2 protein-coding genes are annotated in these 1,445 nt (G+C 34.9%); both read left to right on the top strand.

The genetic code is table 11. The features are described 5' to 3' along the window. Positions 1 to 426: 426 nt before the first annotated feature. On the top strand, positions 427 to 672 hold the full coding sequence (locus tag EHQ70_RS18500; protein ID WP_135571112.1) for a ribbon-helix-helix domain-containing protein: 246 nt from the start codon (positions 427 to 429) through the stop codon (positions 670 to 672). Further along, on the top strand, positions 669 to 1,094 hold the full coding sequence (locus tag EHQ70_RS18495) for a type II toxin-antitoxin system VapC family toxin (RefSeq protein ID WP_135571110.1): 426 nt from the start codon (positions 669 to 671) through the stop codon (positions 1,092 to 1,094). The genes EHQ70_RS18500 and EHQ70_RS18495 overlap by 4 nt, the downstream gene beginning before the upstream one ends. The last annotated feature ends 351 nt before the right edge of the window (positions 1,095 to 1,445 follow it).

The raw sequence follows: 1,445 nt of genomic DNA, 5'->3' as shown, positions 1-1,445 counted from the left end.
ATATGCCAAATTTCGTTCTCGTCAGGTTTCTTTATTTTACTTTTTTATTTATACGGAAGTCTGGATTAACAGTATATCTAACTCTTAACGCTTGTTGAACAAAGTCTCTCTTTGATTTACTTTGCTTCGTCTGTTGAAGAATTCTGGTGGGACTTCCAGTTCCATTTTACATACACTTTTTTACTCGTATGGCACACTGCAACTAACAGCGTCTTAACGCTTCACTTCGGGACACGCCCTCGTTCGGCCTTCGGCAAATTTCCCGCTCTCCCTAACGCCTACTACGCAGGCTCAGGGCGGGAAACTTCGTCAACACTAGTTCGTTATACGAAATTTGCGCAAATTTACTTTGTTAAATTAAAAATAAGGAAAAGTTTCTCTTGACAGTTCAAAGAAAATGTAATACAAGTGTATTACAGGATCAATATGATAAGTCTAAGATTACCAGAAGAGCTAGAAAAAAAACTTTCAGAAGTTGCAAAAATTGAAAACAAAAGTAAATCAGAAGTAATTAAAGAATCTTTAGTTTACTATATTGATAATTTTGCAAAACAACCTTCTGCCTATGAATTAGGTGAAAAGTATTTCGGTTTATATAAAAGTGGGATTTCTGACAAATCAACTAACCATCAAAAATATATTAAAGAAGCTTTAATCAAGAAACAAAAATGATTAAAGCCATTATTGATACTGGACCTATAGTTGCCTTCTTCGACGAATCAGATAATTATTGCCTACAATGCAGATCATTTCTTAAAAATTTTAAAGGCAAATTATTCACGACACTTGCGGTAGTTACCGAAGTATCTTACTTATTATCAGATAATAAAAGAATACAAAAGGCATTTATCGAATGGATTGATAACAATGCGATATCAATTTTAAATCAAGATAATGAACAATTTAGTTCAATTCTGTTTTATATGGAAAAATATTCCGATCGACCAATGGATTTTGCAGATGCTTCGCTTATGACAATTTCAGAGGTTTATGAAATTCCCAATATATTCACTTTAGATAGTGATTTCAGGTTTTATAAATCAAAAAAGGGAAAATCTTTAAAAATCATCAATGAAAGCATGATTAAAGGTTAATAAAGCGCAAACTTCGTATAACAGCGACTAACCGCTTCACTTCGGGACAAGCCCTCGTTCGGTCTACGACACATAGGCTTTTGTCACTCCTCTTGCTTACGCAAGCCTCGTGCCAATCCCTAACGTCCCGTTCGGGACTCAGGGCACAGCCTACGTCGGTTAGTCTAGTTCGTTAGTTGCAATATGCTAGATTTCGTTCTCGTCAGGTTTCTTTATTTTACTTTTTTATTTATACGGAAGTCTGGATTAATACTATATCTAACTCTTAACGCTTGTTGAACAAAGTCTCTCATTGATTTACGTTGCTTCGTCTGTTGAAGAATTCTGGTGGGACTTCCAGTTCCATTTTAC

The organism is Leptospira congkakensis, from assembly GCF_004770265.1.
Lineage (GTDB): Bacteria > Spirochaetota > Leptospiria > Leptospirales > Leptospiraceae > Leptospira_A > Leptospira_A congkakensis.
Note: the sequence above shows the minus strand (reverse complement) of the source record. Positions and strands in the feature narration are given on the sequence as shown.